14 protein-coding genes are annotated in these 20,168 nt (G+C 33.1%); all 14 read left to right on the plus strand.

The features are described 5' to 3' along the window. Positions 1-95: 95 nt before the first annotated feature. The 14 genes from EDD63_RS09775 (at position 96) to EDD63_RS09840 (ending at position 20,056) form a co-directional block, all read left to right on the plus strand. Positions 96-761 carry an MATE family efflux transporter gene (locus EDD63_RS09775; protein ID WP_208318323.1) on the plus strand — a complete coding sequence of 222 codons (666 nt, stop codon included), beginning with the start codon at positions 96-98 and terminating at the stop codon, positions 759-761. Between the two features lie 53 nt (positions 762-814). Next, on the plus strand, positions 815-1,684 hold the full coding sequence (locus tag EDD63_RS09780; protein ID WP_134170941.1) for an SPL family radical SAM protein: 870 nt from the start codon (positions 815-817) through the stop codon (positions 1,682-1,684). 140 nt (positions 1,685-1,824) lie between these two features. After that, positions 1,825-3,723 (plus strand): molecular chaperone HtpG, encoded by a 1,899-nt coding sequence (htpG, locus tag EDD63_RS09785; RefSeq protein WP_134170943.1) that lies wholly within the window; start codon positions 1,825-1,827, stop codon positions 3,721-3,723. A gap of 73 nt (positions 3,724-3,796) precedes the next feature. Beyond that, positions 3,797-5,038 carry a DUF998 domain-containing protein gene (locus EDD63_RS09790; protein ID WP_166667610.1) on the plus strand — a complete coding sequence of 414 codons (1,242 nt, stop codon included), beginning with the start codon at positions 3,797-3,799 and terminating at the stop codon, positions 5,036-5,038. A gap of 73 nt (positions 5,039-5,111) precedes the next feature. After that, on the plus strand, positions 5,112-5,636 hold the full coding sequence (locus EDD63_RS09795; RefSeq protein WP_134170947.1) for a glutathione peroxidase: 525 nt from the start codon (positions 5,112-5,114) through the stop codon (positions 5,634-5,636). A gap of 256 nt (positions 5,637-5,892) precedes the next feature. After that, on the plus strand, positions 5,893-11,280 hold the full coding sequence (locus EDD63_RS09800) for a polysaccharide lyase family 8 super-sandwich domain-containing protein (protein WP_134170949.1): 5,388 nt from the start codon (positions 5,893-5,895) through the stop codon (positions 11,278-11,280). A gap of 125 nt (positions 11,281-11,405) precedes the next feature. Further along, positions 11,406-12,008: an HAD family hydrolase gene (locus EDD63_RS09805; protein WP_134170950.1), complete on the plus strand. Its 603-nt coding sequence runs from the start codon at positions 11,406-11,408 to the stop codon at positions 12,006-12,008. Beyond that, positions 11,998-13,344: a 23S rRNA (uracil(1939)-C(5))-methyltransferase RlmD gene (gene rlmD / locus EDD63_RS09810; RefSeq protein WP_134170952.1), complete on the plus strand. Its 1,347-nt coding sequence runs from the start codon at positions 11,998-12,000 to the stop codon at positions 13,342-13,344. Before EDD63_RS09805 ends, rlmD begins: the two co-directional genes overlap by 11 nt. A gap of 87 nt (positions 13,345-13,431) precedes the next feature. After that, the gene (locus EDD63_RS09815) at positions 13,432-14,424 is read left to right on the plus strand and encodes a LacI family DNA-binding transcriptional regulator (protein ID WP_134170954.1); all 993 of its coding nucleotides are present in this window, start codon (positions 13,432-13,434) and stop codon (positions 14,422-14,424) included. Positions 14,425-14,553: 129 nt separating this feature from the next. Beyond that, complete coding sequence (locus EDD63_RS09820) at positions 14,554-15,975, plus strand: sucrose-specific PTS transporter subunit IIBC (protein ID WP_134170956.1); 1,422 nt, start codon at positions 14,554-14,556, stop codon at positions 15,973-15,975. A 231-nt stretch (positions 15,976-16,206) separates the two neighbouring features. Further along, entirely contained in the window at positions 16,207-17,631 is a 1,425-nt protein-coding gene (locus tag EDD63_RS09825) for a glycoside hydrolase family 32 protein (RefSeq protein ID WP_134170958.1), read from the plus strand. 84 nt (positions 17,632-17,715) lie between these two features. Continuing rightward, positions 17,716-18,594, plus strand: a complete 879-nt coding sequence (locus EDD63_RS09830; protein WP_134170960.1) for an ROK family protein — start codon at positions 17,716-17,718, stop codon at positions 18,592-18,594. A gap of 182 nt (positions 18,595-18,776) precedes the next feature. Beyond that, a complete protein-coding gene (locus EDD63_RS09835; RefSeq protein WP_134170962.1) occupies positions 18,777-19,364 on the plus strand; it encodes a DUF6434 domain-containing protein in 588 nt (195 codons plus the stop codon). A 2-nt stretch (positions 19,365-19,366) separates the two neighbouring features. Further along, complete coding sequence (locus EDD63_RS09840; protein ID WP_134170964.1) at positions 19,367-20,056, plus strand: HD domain-containing protein; 690 nt, start codon at positions 19,367-19,369, stop codon at positions 20,054-20,056. Positions 20,057-20,168: the final 112 nt, after the last annotated feature.

The raw sequence follows: 20,168 nt of genomic DNA on the forward strand, positions 1-20,168 counted from the left end.
CCTTCCTTATTTTTATATGGTAATCTTACATTTCAATGTATCATCATACATGTAACAATCTAAGTTAGGTGCGCATCGGTTGAATTAAGCCTAAAGTGAATAAAAAAATACTTACATCAATTTTATATGTTGGAATTCCTGCTGGTATAGAAAAGCTGATTATGCGAATTGGTCAATTATTATATAACGGAATGATTATCTCGATTGGAATGTCTGCATATGTTGCACATAGTGTAGCAGGTACAATTGAAAGTTACGCCTATATTCCTGCAATGGGATTTGGTCTTGCAGTTGCAACATTAGTAGGTACATCATTAGGTGAACGAAATCCGAAAAAGGCAATGCATCTTACACATATCAGTTATGTGATATCTGTAGTTTGTATGAGTATCATTGGTATTGTATTTTACGTGTTTGCACCACAATTAGCTGCATTATTTACATCGACTGCAGAAGTACAACATATGGTAATCGATGTATTACGGCTTATTGCATTTTTCCAACCATTCTCTGCACTGGTTCAAATCATCACAAATGCTTTACAAGGAGCAGGAGACACGAAGTTTCCAATGTATACAACCTTGGTTGGGATTTGGGGAATTCGCTTAGGTATAGGCTATATACTGGCTATATATGCGAATTTAGGATTAGTTGGTGTTTGGTCGGCGTATGCTTTAGATATTACATTACGTGGTATTGTCTTATTTATTCGTTTTTATCGTGGAAAATGGAAAACGATAAAAGTAATCGCAACCTCATAAAGTATTTCTGTTTGGACTATATATAGTGTAATATTCAATGCTATAATATTGATATGCACAAGGTAAAAGTAAAAGGAATCTTATCCGCAAGAAATGGAATGAATCTATATCGAGGTTGTAGTCATGGCTGTATATATTGTGATTCACGCAGTAAGTGTTATCACATAGACCATGACTTTGAAGATATTGAAGTGAAGGAAAATGGAATTGAATTACTCGAACAAAAACTGAAAAGTAAACGCAAAAAAGGAATGATTAGTACAGGCTCAATGAGTGATCCATATATTCCTTTAGAAATGCATTTTGAGTATGTACGCAAGGCAATGCAACTTGCTTACGACTATGGGTTTGGGTTTACCATGATTACGAAGAGTAATCGAGTCTTGCGTGATCTTGATTTACTTCAAAAATTGCATCAGAAAACACGTGCAGTTGTACAAATGACACTGACGACCTATGATGAAACAATTTGTAAAATCGTTGAACCGAATGTGAGTACAACAAAAGAGCGTGTAGAGGCGTTGTATATGCTTCGTGATGCGGGTATTCCAACGGTTGTATGGTTAGGACCCATATTACCTTTTATTAATGATTCCAAAGAAAACTTAATGGGAATTTTAGATTACTGTATCAAAGCAAAGGTTAAAGGCATCATTTGTTTTGAAATGGGAATGACCTTACGGGAAGGAAATCGCGAGTATTATTACGAGAAACTCGATGAATATTTTCCTGGTATGAAAGAACGATATATTCGAACGTATGGAAATAATTATGAAGTGCGTTCACCAAACCACAAAGAATTGATGCAACTTTTCCAACAGACATGTAAAGCACATGGAATACTCTATGATCTACACGAAGTCTTTGGATTTGTGAATCAATTTGATGTTGCTCCAGAAGTTGAACAATTATCATTATTCTAAACAATGACAACCCACATTTGGGTTGTTTTTGAACATTTCGTGAATTATTATAAATTTAGCACTTAAATGTTGACAGTGCTAAATAAAATGATTACAATACTATTAGCACTTATTTAGGTAGAGTGCCAGGAGGTATAGAAATGGCAAAAAAGAAGGCGTTTAAAGCAGAGTCCAAACGACTCATGGATTTAATGATTAACTCTATTTATACACATAAAGAAATATTCTTACGTGAACTTATCTCTAATGCATCTGATGCAATTGATAAATTGTACTACAAAGCATTAAAAGAAAACTTATCAGATGTGAAGAAAGAAGATTTCAAAATCGAACTTTCTGTAGATAAAGAAAACCGTACATTAACCATTCGTGATAATGGTATTGGTATGAGTAAAGAAGAACTGGAAAATAACTTAGGTACCATTGCAAAATCAGGATCATTTGATTTTAAAGCAGAACACGACAAAGAAGAAGAAATCGATATCATCGGACAATTTGGGGTAGGGTTCTATTCTGCATTTATGGTTGCAGATAAAGTAGAAGTTATCTCAAAACAATACGGTAGTGATGATGCATATCGTTGGTATAGTGAAAACAGTGATGGATATGAAATCATCAACTATGGAAAAGATGGATATGGTACAGAAATTACATTATTCTTAAAACCAAATACAGATGATGAAAACTACGATGAATATCTAGAAACATATACAATTGAGAGACTAATCAAAAAATACTCTGATTACATTCGTTATCCAATTATGATGCAAGTAACAGAGGAAAAGAAAAAAGAAGATAGTGATGAAGTAGAAACTGTAGTTGAAGATAAAACACTAAACTCAATGGTTCCAATTTGGAAACGTAGTAAAAGTGAAATCAGTGAAGAAGAATATGACAACTTCTATATGGATAAATTCCAAGACTACAACAAGCCACTAGAAGTCATTCACACAAGTGTGGAAGGAACGGTTTCTTATGATGCATTGTTGTTTATTCCAAGCAAACCACCAATGAACTACTATTCAAATGATTATGAAAAAGGATTGCAGCTATACTCATCAGGTGTATTCATTATGGATAAGGCAAGTGAATTAATTCCTGAACATTTTAGATTTGTTAGAGGATTGGTGGATTCTCAAGATTTATCATTAAACATTTCAAGAGAAATGTTGCAACATGACCGTCAATTGCGTGCAATTGCTTCACGTATTGAAAAGAAAATTAAAAGTGAACTATTAAAAATGCTTCGTACAGAACGTGAAAAATATGAAGAGTTCTGGAGTGCATTTGGTACACAAATCAAATATGGGGTATACGCAGATTTTGGTTCACACAAAGAATTACTACAAGATCTATTGATGTTCTATTCATCTAAAGAAAAGAAACTAGTTACATTAGATGAATATGTAAGCCGAATGAAAGAAGATCAAAAAGAAATTTACTATATCAGTGGGGATGACGTAGATAGCATTGATAAAATGCCACAAGTTGAACTGCTTAAAAATAAAGAATATGAAATCTTATACTTGAGTGATGATGTGGATGAATTTGCACTACAAATGATGCAAAACTTCAAGGAAAAAACATTCAAGAACATTGCACAAGGTGACTTAGATTTAGCTGATGAAGATGAAAAGAAAAAACTTGAAGAAGAAAGTAAGGAAAACAAAGACTTACTTGAAGCTTTACAAGATGCATTGAAAGATCAAGTTTCAGAAGTAAAACTATCTGCTCGTTTGGTATCACACCCTGTTGTACTAAGTGCAGCTGATGGTATGTCTTTTGAAATGGAAAAAGTGTTGAGTCAAATGCCTGAAGGAAATCCAATGGGTATGAAAGCAACAAAGATTCTAGAAATCAATCCAAACCATGAACTATTTAAAGCATTGCAAAATGTATATGCGAAAAATAAAGATGAAATTGCAGATTATGCAAGTATTCTATATGATCAAGCATTGTTGATGGAAGGTTTCAAAATCGAAGATCCAATTGCATATGCTGATAAAATCGCAAAATTAATTGTAAAAGCAAATGTATAAGAATTGCCACATTCGTGGCTTTTTTTTTCGGCTTATAGAGTGTGCTATAATGGTTTGAGAAAGAGGAATGTGTATGGGATTTTTAAGGAAAAAGAAAAAACAAGAACCAATAATTACTGAGGAAGTCACACTTCCAAGTCATGTATTGGAATCTTTAGAAGTAGAAGAAGGTGAACATGCTTTCGTTTTAGTTGAAGGAAATAAATTACGGATTGCACCTATAAATAAACAAAAGAGTGCACCAATAAAGCAAATGATCTGGGTACTATTAATTTGTGTGCTTGTAACTGTTGGTTTTTACTACATGTTTAAAGATACAAATCAAGTGTCCTTTGTTGGTGAACAGTCAATTGCTAGTGCAACTTTACTTGTTGGAAGTTTATGTGGAATTATTAGTTTTAGTTTCTTTTTTATTTTAGCGAAACAACAAAAAATAGAGACATCAAGTAAATATATCTATTGGCGTAATTTTCCAGCAGTGCTTATTTCATTTGGATTGATTCTCATTTTGTTTTTAATGGGCTTTTTCAAGGTGATGGAACTAACGTTTAGCGGTGCAAGTTTTGATGTGTACACGGCAAGTTTTATGTTCTTTGTCTTTAATATCATCATTACATATGCGATGAGTTATTTAGCAATTATTATGACACCTTCATTACTTACAAGAGTACTCAGTTTTGTGATAGTCGGTGGAGTTGTAATGTCAATGGTCAACAACAATGATCAAGATTGGTGGAAAGAAAACTTTAGTTATCTAGGAACACCTGAAGCGATCAATAGTTGGAGATTTAATGTAACACTCGTATTTTCAGCAATGTTATTAGTAGCTTTAATTGACTATATCTTTGTTATTCTCCAACAAGCCATTCCTGAAAGTAAACGCTTGAGTGTATTACGTGTACTTCTCACGTTAACGGCATTATGTCTAGGTGGGGTTGGGATGTTTCCATACAATGAAATTCAACTATTCCGTGACATTCATGATATTGTGGCAAGACTGTTAGTTGTTTTTATTGTATTACTCATTTGCTTACTGAGATGGTTATTACCAAAAGTATCAAAAGAGTTTTTATGGGTGAGCTATGGAATTGGTGGTATACTAATTCTTGCGACCATTTTGTTTTTACAAGTTGACTATTTGTCATTAATGGCATATGAACTAATTGCATTTATCTTTGCGTTTGTTTGGATTATTATGCTGTTGCAACAGCTACAAAACTTAGTGAATCAAGTGAATAGCTTTACTGTAATCTTAAAAGGACAAGCACCTGTAAAAGTACAAGAAATAGAAAATATAGACGAGCAAGTTAGTTGATGTAAACTTTTTCATTACGTACAATACTTGTAGTAAAAGATATTGTAGTAAGTAAAAGGAAAGAGGTTTATATATGAAATTTTATGATTTTACAGTACTTGACAATAAAGGTAATGAGGTTGCATTAGAGACGTATAAAGGAAAAACAGTGTTAGTTGTTAATACAGCAACAAAATGTGGATTAACGCCACAATATGAAGCGCTAGAAGCTTTATATAAGAAATACAAGGACAAAGGATTTGTAATTCTTGATTTTCCTAGTAATCAGTTTTTGGAACAAGCTCCAGGAACGGATGAAGAAATTGATAGTTTCTGTACGTTAACGTATAATACAACCTTCCCAAGATTCAAAAAGATTGATGTAAATGGTGAACACACAGATCCATTATTCAAATGGTTGAAAGAAGAAAAACCAGAAGCAGATGGTGAAGGTGTCGTAGAATTCTTTAAAAAAGCATTTGGTCGTCAACCGGTGACTGGAGAAATCACTTGGAACTTTGAAAAGTTCTTAATTGATAAAGATGGAAATGTTGTAAAACGTTTTACACCAGCAACAAAGCCAGAACAACTTGAAGAAGAAGTAGAAGAATTGTTATAGATTGTAGCATCCAATGAAACGGATGCTTTTTTTATTTATGAAAGCGCTTAAAAAGTGTAAATAAAATATCAAAAAGTACAAATACTTATCGTTTGTAAATTGTATAATAACAATATAAAAGAATAAAAACGTTGGATTGTTACTTACGCTAGGCATGACTAACGAAATCGCATGGGTGATTTTTTTAGTCTTTTTTTTCGCACGGGGAGACAGTATTAATAATTAACTAGTTTTTATTTTTTGAGGAGGACATTATATGAGAAGCAAGTTTTTTAAAGTTGGTTTGTCTTTTGCCGTTCTACTAAGTATGTTTAGTAGTATTTTTATGCCTCAATTTGTTTCACTTAAGACGACAAGAAGTGATTCTACAAATTTAGCATTAAATAAGGCAGTAACCTATTCAGGTGTAGAAGGTGGAAAGAAAGGAGATGGTTCGTGGACATATCCACAGTTTGTTGGTGAAAAGGCTGTAGATGGGATTACAAAAGATACATCAAAACGATGGTCTGCAGAAAACGTTAAAGCAGGTCCTGAAGTTTATCAGCAATGGCTAGAAGTTGATTTAGGTAAAGTGTATTCGCTTGATTCAATCGTAATTGATTTTCACGCCGAAACAACTGATTACTCGGTTTTGACTTCAACAGATAAAGTTAACTGGACGAATGTTGCAAATGTAACTGACGGAACAAGAGGGACAACAGTAAGTCGAACTTTTGATGCCAATAGAATTTCTGCTAGATATGTTAAATATGTACAGAATAAACAATGGTTACATGCATCAAATAATAACTACTACGGAACAAGTATTTATGAAATCGAAGTATATGAAGCAACAGATGCAGAAATTTCTGATAATACATTACGAGTTGGAACTTTTAACATTGCCGCAAACAAAAAGCCGAATGTTGAATTGCAACGAGAACTAACTGACAAATATGCTTTAGAAATCGTTGGTTTACAAGAAGTAGATCGTAATACAGGAAGAAATAATTATGATATGTTGAATACTTTTGCAACTAATAAATATATTTCAAGCTATTATTCAAAGGCAATCGATCATGATGGCGGGGAATATGGAATCGGTACAGTCTCAAGGTATTCTTTAGAAAACTCAACTACAACTTTTGTGGATACAACTGGTGCAGAAGAAGCTCGCGTGTTCCAAAGAAGTGTTTTTCATAAAAAAGGAAAAGAAATAGCATTTTACAACTTACATTTTAGTTGGGAAAATCTTGAAATTCGCGAAAAACAATTTAAACAATTAAAAACTGCGCTAGCAGCCGATCCGGTTGAGTATAAAATTGTGGTTGGAGATTTTAATGCTGATCAATACCATAGTGAATTCTTCACCTTTATGGAAGATATGGATATAACAAATGGACATAACAACGTATGGCACGATACATTTAATGGTGTTGATAATACAATGTTAGTTAATAGTGTTGATAATATTCTTGTATCAAGAAACTTAAAAATCAATTCAGTTCAAATGGTTGAAACAAAATTGTCTGATCATAACTTGTTTACTGCAGAGGTAGAGTTCTTAGATGAAAAAGAAGTTTCTTATCAATATCTACAATTGCTTTTACAAACATATGATGAATTAGACACTTCACTTTATACGAAAACAAGTGTGTTAGCTTTTGAAGAAGCATACGAAAATGCACAAAACGGATTACAGCAAGCGACAACACAAGAGGCTGTGAATACGCTAGCTAATAATTTGCTTAATGCGTATAAAGCACTCGAATGTTCAAATCTAGCATATAATAAAAATGTGGAATACTCAGGTGTTGAGGGAGATAAAAATAATGATGGAACTTGGAAATATCCAAAATTCATGGGAGAAAAAGCAGTCGATGGAATTAAAGGCGACAAAGAAAAAAGATGGTCAGGAAATAAAATCGATAAAGCATGGTTAACTGTAGATTTAGGTGAAGTTAAAGAAATTAGCGATGTTTTGATTTATTTTGAATCTGCCGCTCCTGAATACCAAGTATTAGTATCAAAAGATGGACAAACATGGGACTGTGTTTATGAAGAAAAGAATGGTGAACATGGTGTAGAAGAACTTGTTCAAGCAACCTTTGATAAAACAGAAGCAAGATATGTTAAATATCAACAACTAAAACAGTGGAAACATTCAAGTAATGGAAAATATTATAGTACTAGTATTTATGAACTTGAAGTATATGAAGATATTGCAATAGAAAGTATAACTTTAGCAAACGAAACAGATATTATATCAATTGGTGATACATATAAATTAGAACCAGTTATTACACCTTCTTTAGCAAGTAAGAAAAAGGTTATTTATAGTTCTGATAATGAAAGTGTTGCATCAATTGATGATAAAGGTGTAATCACAGGAGTTAGTGAGGGTACAGCAACTATTACGCTTGCTTCTGCATCAAACCCACAAATCTGTACAACATTTACCATTGAAGTGGTTGATGGTCCAATCGTGGTTAGCAAAATTACTTTAGATGAAGAAGAGTTATATTTAACTCCACGTGATAAACGCTTTGCAAATTACAGTGTTTATCCAACACAAGCAATCAATCCTGATTTAGAAGTAGTATGGACTTCATCAGATGAGTCAGTTGCTACAGTAAATAAAAATGGTTTAATAGAGTGTCAAAAAGAAGGGACTGCTATTATTAGCGTTTCAAGTAAAGAGGATCCAACAATTAGTTCAAGTATGAAGATCGTTGTTGAGCCTTCAAATTATGTTGCTGATTATGATGTTATGCAAGATCGTTGGTTACGTCGCGTTGTTGGTGATGAAACAATGGATTTATCAGATAAAGATGTGAAAGCATATGTGGATAATGTTTCAAAAGAAGCTATCAAACTTTGGGATGAGATGGACAAGTCAGAAGGACGTACATATCTGTGGAAAAACACAGACTCAACAGTTGCAGCAGACTATACTACGCAATTCACAAAAATTAAAAAATTAGCATTAGCATTCGGTATGAGAGGTAGTGAACTCTACCAAAATAAAGATTTATATAACGATATTATTAGTGCATTAGATTTTATGTATCATGTTAAAAACTATAATGGTACGTACCGCACAGGAAACTGGTGGGATTGGCAAATTGGTTGTACACACCAACTTGTTGATACATTGATTATTTTAAAAGACTATGCACGCGATGGTGAAATTGATCTTTTAATTTCAAGTGTTGAAGGATATGCAGAGGATCCTTCGAAACAAATTCCAAGTTCAGTAGCAACGGGTGCAAACCGTACAGATATTGGGTTAGCTGTCCTTGGTAGTGCAATTGTGGCTAGAAATGATAATCGGATGAACTTAGTTCTTACAAAAGTTCCTGATGTTATGAAACTTGTCACAAAAAATGATGGATTATACGCAGATGGTTCAGTTGTACAACATACAGCTCATGCTTACACTGGAAGTTATGGAAATGAGCTTATGAAAGGTATTGGTAAGATTCAATCAATTACATCAGGGACTGAGTGGGAAATTGTTGATGAGAGAATTGGAAATGTTTATAATACAGCAATAAATGGATACATACCTTTAATGGAACGTGGAAGAATGATGGCGATGGTTAATGGTCGTAGTATCGCGCGTGCACCAGGAACAAATCCATTTACAACTGAGTTAGCATCTGGTTCAGAAACAATTTCTAACATGATGTTAATTGCTCAATTCGCCCCAACAGATGTTAGCAATGAATTATACAGTTCAATAAAAAACTGGCTTGAAGCAAGTAATGAACAATACGATTTCTTTAAGAATGCTCGTGACATTGAATCACTTTTAAATGCAAAGAGTATTCTAGAAAGTAAGGAAATTGAATCTAAACGTTACACTGGAATGAAAGTCTATGGTTCAATGGACCGTGTGGTTCAAGCAAAAGATACATATTCAGTAGGGTTAGCAATGTATTCTTCAAGAATTTATAATTATGAATATGGTAATACAGAAAATCCTCGCGGTTGGCATTTAGCTGATGGTGCATTATATGTTTACACAAATGATTTCAAACAATATGGAGAAGGTTACTGGACAACAATTGATGCACTTCGTATACCTGGAACAACTACAGATACAAGAGCTCGAAATAATGGTTCTGATCAAGGAGAGAAATCTAAACAATCATTAGTTGGGGGAGCAACTGATGGAACTAATGGAACTGCATCAATGTTCTTGAATAAAGACCACGTTGCTAATATGGATCTAAAAGCTAAAAAATCGTGGTTCTTCTTAGATGGAAAAGTGGTAGCTGTTGGTAGTGATATAAATGGAACTTCAACAAATTCTATTGAAACTACTATCGAAAATCGTGTAATCAGTGAAGATTCTACAATATCGATAAATGGAAATGCATTGACTGAAAATGAAAAGAATTTGAACTTGAATGAGAATTCATATGTTCACTATGATGAAAAGTCAACAGATACACAAATTGGATACTATTTCCCAAAGAAACAAGAATTGTATTCAAAAGTGGAAGAAAGAACTGGAAAATACTCTGATATTAATAATTACTTTGTAAATGATAAGACGTATACAATGGATTATTTTACACTTGGTATGAATCATGGAGATAGTGTAGTTAACGGAAGTTATGAATATGTGTTATTCCCTGATACAAGTGAAAAACAAATTGCAAATTATGCAAAAAATAATGAACTACAAATTATTAATGAACAAGATGTACACGGAATTATTGAAGCAAATGTATTTGCGTTTAACACGTTTGCTGATAATGTAGAAGTCAATGGATATACAGTAAGTGAACCTGCATGTGTATATACAAATACAGAAAGAGATACACTTAAAATTACAATCAGTAATCCAAAGCAAAATGATGTTACATTAAGATTACATGTTAGAGACAAATATCAATACGTAATTTCAAAAGATGCTAACATTGAAGAAGTTGGTAATGGAGATTTCACAATTGATACAACTGGTGCTGCTGGAAAATCATTCACAATTGAATTGCAATTATATCCTGATACGACTGCATTAGAAAATGAAATAACATTAAGTGAAGATGTATTAAGCAATAGTACAAACTACATCCCAAGTACAATTAAAGATCTAGCTGTAGAAGTAGAGATTGCAAAAGATGTCTTAGTAAATGGAAAAACACAAGATGAACTTGATGCAGCAACAAGTAAACTGAAATCAATTCGTGAACTTGCAACATTGTTAGCAAACAAAGATGAATTGAAAAAAGTTATTGAAGAAATCCAATCAATGGATTTAGATGCATATACAAGTCAATCTGTAGAAAAACTACAACAAGAATTAGGACTTGCTAATCAAGTGTTTGAAGATGTTGAATCAACACAAAAGGTTGTCGATGAAACAGTTGAAAAACTAAAAAATGCTATTGATAGTTTAGTCAAAAAGGAACCAGAAACAAACCCTGGTGGTGAAAAACCAGATCCAGAAAAACCAGATCCAGAAAAGCCAGGACAAAAACCTGAAGATAAACCAAATCAAAATCCTAGTGAAGCTCCAACAAATAATACAAATGATGGAGTGAATTCAGGAGATTCTACGAACTTAAATGGGTTATATGGAGTCTTGTTGTTAGCGACATTCTCTATCATTGTATTCGGTTCTAAAAAATACAAGAAAGCAAATAAAAAATAAAGTCTAAATACTGAAAAAGCCAGATATATAAAGCAAAGATTATACAATCTGGCTTTTTTGTAGTTTGATTTAAGTTTTTACTAGATTAAATCAATTGCGTAAACGTTTTATGCTATAATGAGCCCATGATTAAAAATATAGTATTTGATATTGGAAATGTAGTATTGGGGTTTAAACCCATTGAGTATTTCTCTATGTATGAAAATGGTGAATATGTATGTCGGCAGATTTTTCAATGTCCACTTTGGAAAGAATATGATCGTGGTACCGTAAAACTAGCTGAAATAGAAGCGCAAGTAACTACAGAAATGCCACAGTTTAAAGATTTGATTCATGAAATATTAGAAAAATGGATGGACGTACTTATACCATTAGAAACGTTATCATATATTGATGTACTTAAATCACTTGGATATCGTATTTTCTTACTTAGTAACTTATCTTATGATGCAGCAATATACATCGAAGAACATGTGGATTTATTTCAAAAGGTTGATGGATATGTTCTTTCATGTAATGAAAAGGTAATCAAACCTGAAGTGGAAATTTATGAGACATTGTTTCGTAGATTTCATATCAAAGCAGAAGAAAGTATATTTTTAGATGATTTAGAAGCAAATATTGAAGGTGCAAAAGCACTTGGAATGGACGGAATTGTTGTAAATAGTCCAAGCCAAGCTTTGCAGGATTTAGAAAGAAAGCTAGGCAAGGAGTTCTATGTTAAATAAAAAAGCAAAAGTTAAAGGTGAAATTTTAGCCATTGAAGATAATGGATTGGGTTTCATGCAAGTACACAAAGATAAAGTATATGTAAAACAAGTACTTGTTGGTGAAGTTGTTGAAGCAATTGTCACAAAAAAAATTAAAGAAGGATATATTGCAGATGTTGTAAAAGTAATAAAACCAAGCAGCATTCGAACTAAGGTAAAGTGTCCATATTTTACTAGATGTGGAAGTTGTAATTACTTACATATGTTGTATCCATTTGAATTGAAATTAAAAACAGAACAAGTCAAAGGTTTGGTTGAACAGTATCGTTTACCCATGCAAGTACACAATTGTGAAGGTATGAAAGAACCATATGCATATCGTAATAAACTGATTTTGTCGTTTGGAAAAAGTCGTAAAAATGAAGTAGTATCTGGTTTTTATGAACCATACTCACATAAACTTGTGAATATTGGAAACTGTTTACTTCACGATAAAAAAAGTAATGATCTAATTGCACATATCAAAGACTGTGTGAAGAAGTGTCGTATTGATGTTTATGATGAAGCAACAAAACGTGGATTCTTGAAACATGTACAGTTACGCGAAAACCAAAAAGGAGAGTTTTTAGTAACGATTGTAGTTGTAGACAAAGAGTTTAAAGGAAAAAAGAAGTTCATTGATATGTTACTTGATGGACATTCAGAAATCGTAAGTATTGTTCAAAACATTAATAATCGTCACACGGTTGTTGTGCTTGGCAATGAAGAAGTTGTGTTATATGGAAAAGGCTATATTGAGGATACTCTATGTGGATTAACATTCCGTATTTCAAGTAAATCCTTCTACCAAATCAATCATGAACAATGTGAAAAGCTATATACAAAAGCGTTGTCGATGTTGAAACTGAAAGGTACAGAAACAGTTATTGATACGTATAGTGGAATTGGAACGATTTCTTTACTTCTTGCAAAACAAGCAAAGAAGGTTTATGGTGTAGAAATTAACGCACAAGCTGTTAAAGATGCTAACGTAAATAAAGAAATTAATGGGATTCAAAATGTAGATTTTGTTTGTAGCGATTCTGGAGAATATATGCAACGTCTAGCAAGAGTTAAGCAAGCAGTTGATGTTGTTGTTATGGATCCAGCTCGTGATGGAGCAGATAAGAATTTTATTGATGCACTACTTACTTTAAAACCAAAACATATACTATACATTTCATGTAATCCAGAAACGCAAATGCGTGATATCAAACAATTAAATCGTGTATACAACTGTAAAACTGTTGAATTATTTGATATGTTTCCACGTACGAACCATGTGGAAAGCATTGTTTTATTATCTAGAAAATAAACAATTGATTACATGGTGTAAGTGAAGTATATCGTTCATATTTTATGATGACGATTATGATATACTAAATGTAGTTAAGGGGAAGACATGAAAGATAAACAGTTAACAATGCAAGATATAGCCGACTTAGCAGGAGTTGGAAAAAGCACGGTTTCACGTTATTTTAATGGTGGCTATGTAAAAGAAGAAACGCGAAGAAAACTAAAGGAAATTATTGAAAAGGTAGACTATACACCAAATACGATCGCTCAAAGTTTAAAAGCGACAAAAACAAAAACGATTGGTATAGTTGCACCCTGCTTAGATTCCATAACATCATCACGCGTTATGATGGCTCTAGATGAGTATGTGAGAAATGAAGGCTATGTCACAATTATCATAAATACAAATCACAATGAAATGCGTGAATTGACATCCATTGAACATGTTTGGAAAATGAATGTGGATGCTATTGTGTTAATTGCAACCAATATTACAGAAGCACATAGACAACTTGCTCATAAAATTGATGTACCTATGCTATTTATTGGTCAAGTGTTTAGTGATGGATATTCCATTGTAAATGATGACTATCACGCTGGTTTTGATATGGGTGAATATGTTGCTAAAAAAGGACATATGGATATCACATATGTAGGTGTAAATGCAAGTGATAGAGCAGTCGGAATTGAACGAAAAAAAGGCGTTATGGATGGTTTCCAAACTCATGGCGTTTCAAGTATAAATACGATTGAAACAGACTTTACGTTTACACATTCACAGGATGTAATTAGTGCGTACTTAAAGAAACATATACCAAGTGTTTTTATATGTGCTACGGATACAATTGCACTAGCTTGTTATAAGGAAGTGCAAGCTTTACAATTAAAAGTTCCAGAAGATATTTCAATCGTAGGATTTGGGGGATATGAATCTTCAAGTGTAATTACACCAAGTTTATGTACAGTACGTTTTGATAATGAAATGGCTGGAAAGATGGCTGGTGAAGCAATTATAAAATGGATTAATGGGGAGATAATTCCTAAGATGCAATCCGTTGGATATACAATTATTGAAGGAGAGAGCGTACAATCAATATAGATGTTCGTTCTTTTTTTATACCATTGTGGAACCGATATCACATTTCTTTAATTTTTTATTGACAAATCTTTGATAAGAAATTATAGTTCTTATATGGAACCGGTACCATAATAAGAAATGAGGGATAATATGAATTATGAAAAAATAGCAAAAGAAATAATAATTAATATTGGTGGAAAAGAAAATATTCAACAAGTCGGTCATTGTGCAACTAGACTACGCTTTCATTTACGTGATCAATCATTAGTGAATGAAGAAGCAATCACAGATATGGAAGTAGTAAAAGGAGTTTTCCTTTCAAATAACCAATATCAAATCATTTTGGGTTCTGGAATTGTGAATTTGGTTTGTGAGGAAATACAAAAAGTATTACCAAACGCACAAAATCAAATCGAAGAAAAACAAGAAACAAAAGGGAATTTATTGCAAAGAGGAGTCACTTTATTAAGTGAAATCTTTGTCCCAATTATTCCAGCAATTGTTGCTGGTGGGTTATTAATGGGGATTAATAATGTACTTACAGCAAACGGATTGTTTATTTCAGGAAAGTCATTGATTGAAGCCTATCCACAAATAGCAGATATAGCAAGTATGATCAATTTATTTGCTAATGCACCTTTTGTTTTCTTACCTGTACTTATTGCATTTTCTGCAACAAAGAAATTTGGAGGGAATCCATATCTAGGAGCAGCAATGGGAATGATCATGGTACATCCAGATTTACTAAATGCATACGCATTGGGAACTGGTGTAGAAGTTCCAACATGGAATATCTTTGGCTTATCAATTGAGGCGGTAGGGTATCAAGGAACTGTCTTGCCAGTTCTTGCAGTTTCATATATTCTTGCAACTATTGAAAAGAAACTACACAAAATCACACCACACTGGTTAGATAATTTAACGACTCCATTGTTAGCAACATTAATTACTGGATTTTTAACCTTTACAGTTGTTGGCCCACTATTACGTTTAGCTGGGGATGGATTAGCAAGCGGAATTACTTGGGGATATGAAACACTAGGATTTGTAGGAGGAGCGATTTTTGGACTTCTTTATGCACCAATTACACTTACAGGAATGCATCACAGTTTTATTGCAATCGAAACGCAATTATTAGCTGCAATGGAAACAACGGGAGGATCATTTATTTTCCCTACAGCAGCAATGAATAACGTAGCGCAAGGTGCAGCAGTATTAGCAGTATTTTGGGTAACAAAAGACAAGAAGATCAAATCGATTTGTTCAGCAGCAGGAATTTCCGCATTTCTAGGAATTACAGAACCTGCAATGTTTGGTGTAACTTTGAAATTACGCTATCCATTTTATGCAGCGATGATTGGTTCTGCATTAGGAAGTGCATACATCGCTGCTACTAAGACATTAGCTGTTGCTTTAGGTGCTGCTGGTTTACCAGGATTTATTTCCATTCCTGTAGATTCATGGCTTAACTTTGGAATTGGAATGGTCATCTCTGTTATAAGTGCATTCTGTATTACGATTCTATTATGCAAAAGAGCTAGTGCTAAAGAAAATAAAAAACAAATAAGCTAGAAGAAAACGTACTTGTATCACCAATCAATGGAGAAGTCGCAAATATTAGCCAAATGCCTGATGAAGCTTTTCAAACAAGGCAAAGGGTGATAGAGATTGAGATTACAAGTATTGAAAAAGAAGGTTGTAGCAGTGCAATAGCTATGGTCTGCACAAAAGAAACAACATTTGAAATGTTGTGTAATGGTAAGATGGAAAAAGAAACTCCAATTATAAATATAAGGTGATAAGATGAAACAACAATGTTTAACGAATGAGGAAATAGACTCATTAGAAAATAATGCAAAAACAATTGATGACAAGTATCGATTGAAATATCATTTAATGCCACCAGTAGGTTGGCTGAATGATCCAAATGGTCTTTGCTATTACAAGGGACAGTATCATATATTTTATCAATATGCTCCAGAAGATCCTACAGGTGGTCGCAAGTATTGGGGGCATTATACAACAAAGGACTTTGTTCACTTCATAAAAGAGAAAACAGCGCTATTTCCTAACCATCGATATGATAGTCGTGGAGCTTATTCAGGTGCTGCCATAGTTGTAGATGATAAAATGCACGTCTTTTATACAGGTAATGTAAAACATATTGGGGACTATGATTATATTACTGATGGTCGTGAACATAATACAATGTATAGTTATAGCGATGATGGAGTTCATTTTAAAGGTAAAATGTGTTTACTTACTAATGTTGATTATCCACAAGAAATGACGCGACATGTACGTGATCCGTATGTGATCAAAAAAGATGATTTCTTTTATCTGTTTTTAGGGGCGAGAAGCAAAGAAAACATCGGAGTTATCTTGGTATATCAATCTTCAAATTTACATGATTGGAAGTATTTAAAAACCATTTGTAGTGATGAACCATTTGGCTATATGTGGGAATGTCCAAGTTATGTAGAACTTGATCAAAAGCAAATACTAATTTGTAGTCCACAAGGGGTGGAAAGTCAAAAATACAAATATCAAAACTTGTATCAAAGTGGATATTTTATAATTGATGGCGACTTTCGTGAAAACTATACATTATCAACTTTCTTTGAGTTAGACTATGGTTGGGATTTTTATGCCCCACAGGTAGTACAGTCAAATGATGAGCGAAAGATACTTATTGCTTGGATGGGTATGCCTGATGTTGTGTATACAAATCCAACAGTAGAAAAAGGGTGGCAGCATGCATTATGTTTACCAAGAGAAATCAGTTGGAAAAATGATAAAGTCTATCAATATCCAATTGCAGAAACAAAGCAATTAAGAGAACACAAACATGTATTTACTTTGGAGAAGAATAAAGAAATAACACTGGAAGATATTGTGTTTGAAATGCATTTAGATAAACTAGCAAAGAAGTCATTTGATATTAAACTTCGTCAGGATTTTGAATTACATTATCACAATCAAATCGTACATATTACTATGAAAGAAAGTGGATGTCTGCGAGATACTCGCGAATTTCTAGTAGAAAGTATAGAAGATATAACAATCTTCAGTGATACAAGTTCTATTGAAATCTTTATTAATAAAGGTGAATATACGTTTACAACGCGTATATATGATGTTCTTCAAGCAAAAATTGAGTCTACTATAGATATTCCAGTAACGTATTATAAGTTACGTAACTATGAAATAAAAAATGACAGCAAGTAATGCATTTTAAAAATGAAGCCATACATCATGAGAGAAAAGAAAACGAATATGTTAAAATAGAGTGGTAAGTAAGGAGAATCATACATGAAATTAGGAGCTATTGAAGCTGGGGGAACAAAGTTTGTTGTTTGTATAGGGAATGAAAAAGGTGAAATTTTTGATAGAGCCTCATTTCCAACAGAAACTCCAGAAAAAACAATGAAACATGTATTTGCATATTTTGATGACAAACAAATAGATGCAATGGGTGTTGCATGCTTTGGACCAATTGATCCAAATCCGGAAAGTAGTACATACGGATATATAACAACTACACCAAAAGAAGGTTGGCAACATTTCAATATAGTAGGTGTTTTAGAAGAACGCTATCATATTCCAATCATCTTTGATACAGATGTAAATGGAGCTATGTTGGGTGAAACATATTTTGGAGCAGCTAAAGGATTAAGTAATGCATTATATCTAACTATCGGGACAGGTGTAGGTGGTGGTGCAATCGTTGGTGGAAAACTAGTCCATGGTTTAGTACATCCAGAAATGGGACATATTCTTTTACGAGTTAGAGAAGATGATACATTTTCAGGTAACTGTCCATATCATGCAACTTGCTTTGAAGGTCTTGCTGCTGGTCCTGCAATAGAAGCTAGATGGAACAAAAGCGCAAAAGAACTGGATGAAAATCATCCTGCATGGGATTTAGAAGCATATTATATTGCACAAGCATTAGTGACATATACACTAACATTATCACCAGAAAAAATCATTCTAGGTGGTGGGGTTATGCATCAAAAACAATTGTTTCCAATGATTCATCACTATTTTCAGACATATTTAAATAATTATGTGCAAAAAGAAGAGATAACTACAAATAGAATAAAAGACTATATTGTATATCCTATGTTAGGTGATAATGCAGGAGTAGTCGGTGCATTATCATTAGCGATTTCTGCGTTGAAAAAGTAATGCATATTGGAAAAGTGTAAACGAAGAGAATTAATTCGTTAAACAAAATGAGTAAAAGGTTCTACTTTATATGTTGTGAGTAAGATACTTACAAACTAAATAGATAGAATCTTTTTTATTACTTACGTAACACCATAGTGTATAATAAATGATAGGAATTTAATTTCATAAGAGGAGATAGCATGAAAGCACGACCAGTATTAGACCACACTTTAGATAGTCATACATTTTACTCCTACTATTACTTGAAGGAAGAGTTAATTGCATTTTGTCGTAAATATCACTTGCCTACCTCTGGAGGAAAAATAGAAATTAGTGAGCGAATTGCACACTATTTGGATACGAAAGAAATCCTAACAGTTCAAATGAAGAAATCAGCAAAACCATGTATTAAAGAAATTACACTAGATGCATTAATTGAAGATAATTTCGTGTGCTCTGAAATGCATCGAGCTTTTTTCAAAAAGCAGATAGGATCATCATTTTCATTTACTGTTGCTTTTCAACAGTGGCTAAAAGCAAATACAGGAAAAACATATGATGATGCAATAAGTGCATATCATGAAATAGTTAAGGCAAAGAAAAAAAGAGTAACAAAGATTGATAAACAATTTGAATACAATACGTATATTCGTGATTTCTTTAGTGATAATAAAGGAAAAACTCTACAAGATGCAATTGCTTGTTGGAAGTATAAGAAATGCCAACAAGGACATAATCGCTATGAAAGTAGTGATTTGATTGCGTTGGATAAACTGAAAAGGGGATAGTAATGAAAAGAAGTCAGTTTATACATATAGAGGCATTCATGTCACAATTCATGAAGGATAGTGCACATGATATCGAACATATTTATCGCGTTTTGTATTTTGCATTAGATATTGCAAAGCATGAAAAAGATGTAAATATGGACATACTAATAAGTGCATGTTTATTACATGATATTGGAAGACAGAAACAATTTGAAAATCCAAAGCTATGTCATGCCAAAGTTGGTTCAGAAATGGCATATGCTTTTTGTATAGAAAATGGATATTCACAAGAAGATGCAACACACGTAAAAGAATGTATTGCTTCGCATCGTTTTCGGGCAAATCAACCACCACAAAGTATCGAAGCTAAAATACTATTTGATGCTGATAAAATCGATGTATGTGGAAGTATTGGAATTGCTCGCACACTTTTTTACAATGCAAATATTGGTGAACCATTATACTTTGTTGATGATAATCGCAATATACTTGATGGAACACATGATGATCATCCATCATTTCTACATGAGTATAACTATAAGTTGAAACATTTGTATGATAAGTTTTATACAAAGCGTGCTACACAAATTGCAAATGAACGACAAGCACATGCAATTGCATTTTATGAAAGTATCTTATCAGAAGTAATACCAACCTATGAAAATGGCAAGAAACTTGTAGCAGAGATACTAGATGATACGCATGAATAAAGTGAAATCTCATCATTTATTAAGATAATATGAAGTGACCCCCTAAGTTGTCTAAACGTGGATTTAGATTCATAATAGAAATTGTAAAAATAATATTAAGAATCGTTACCAT

The organism is Breznakia blatticola, assembly GCF_004365815.1.
GTDB lineage: Bacteria > Bacillota_I > Bacilli_A > Erysipelotrichales > Erysipelotrichaceae > Breznakia > Breznakia blatticola.

Excerpts from the sequence above, each read along its gene's own strand:
- EDD63_RS09800 (WP_134170949.1), top strand. The coding sequence starts at position 5,893 with ATGAGAAGCAAGTTTTTTAAAGTTGGTTTGTCTTTTGCCGTTCTACTA.
- EDD63_RS09790 (WP_166667610.1), top strand. The coding sequence starts at position 3,797 with ATGGGATTTTTAAGGAAAAAGAAAAAACAAGAACCAATAATTACTGAG.
- EDD63_RS09805 (WP_134170950.1), top strand. The coding sequence starts at position 11,406 with ATGATTAAAAATATAGTATTTGATATTGGAAATGTAGTATTGGGGTTT.
- EDD63_RS09820 (WP_134170956.1), top strand. The coding sequence starts at position 14,554 with ATGAATTATGAAAAAATAGCAAAAGAAATAATAATTAATATTGGTGGA.
- EDD63_RS09815 (WP_134170954.1), top strand. The coding sequence starts at position 13,432 with ATGAAAGATAAACAGTTAACAATGCAAGATATAGCCGACTTAGCAGGA.
- EDD63_RS09830 (WP_134170960.1), top strand. The coding sequence starts at position 17,716 with ATGAAATTAGGAGCTATTGAAGCTGGGGGAACAAAGTTTGTTGTTTGT.
- rlmD (WP_134170952.1), top strand. The coding sequence starts at position 11,998 with ATGTTAAATAAAAAAGCAAAAGTTAAAGGTGAAATTTTAGCCATTGAA.
- htpG (WP_134170943.1), top strand. The coding sequence starts at position 1,825 with ATGGCAAAAAAGAAGGCGTTTAAAGCAGAGTCCAAACGACTCATGGAT.
- EDD63_RS09825 (WP_134170958.1), top strand. The coding sequence starts at position 16,207 with ATGAAACAACAATGTTTAACGAATGAGGAAATAGACTCATTAGAAAAT.
- EDD63_RS09795 (WP_134170947.1), top strand. The coding sequence starts at position 5,112 with ATGAAATTTTATGATTTTACAGTACTTGACAATAAAGGTAATGAGGTT.
- EDD63_RS09840 (WP_134170964.1), top strand. The coding sequence starts at position 19,367 with ATGAAAAGAAGTCAGTTTATACATATAGAGGCATTCATGTCACAATTC.
- EDD63_RS09835 (WP_134170962.1), top strand. The coding sequence starts at position 18,777 with ATGAAAGCACGACCAGTATTAGACCACACTTTAGATAGTCATACATTT.
- EDD63_RS09780 (WP_134170941.1), top strand. The coding sequence starts at position 815 with ATGCACAAGGTAAAAGTAAAAGGAATCTTATCCGCAAGAAATGGAATG.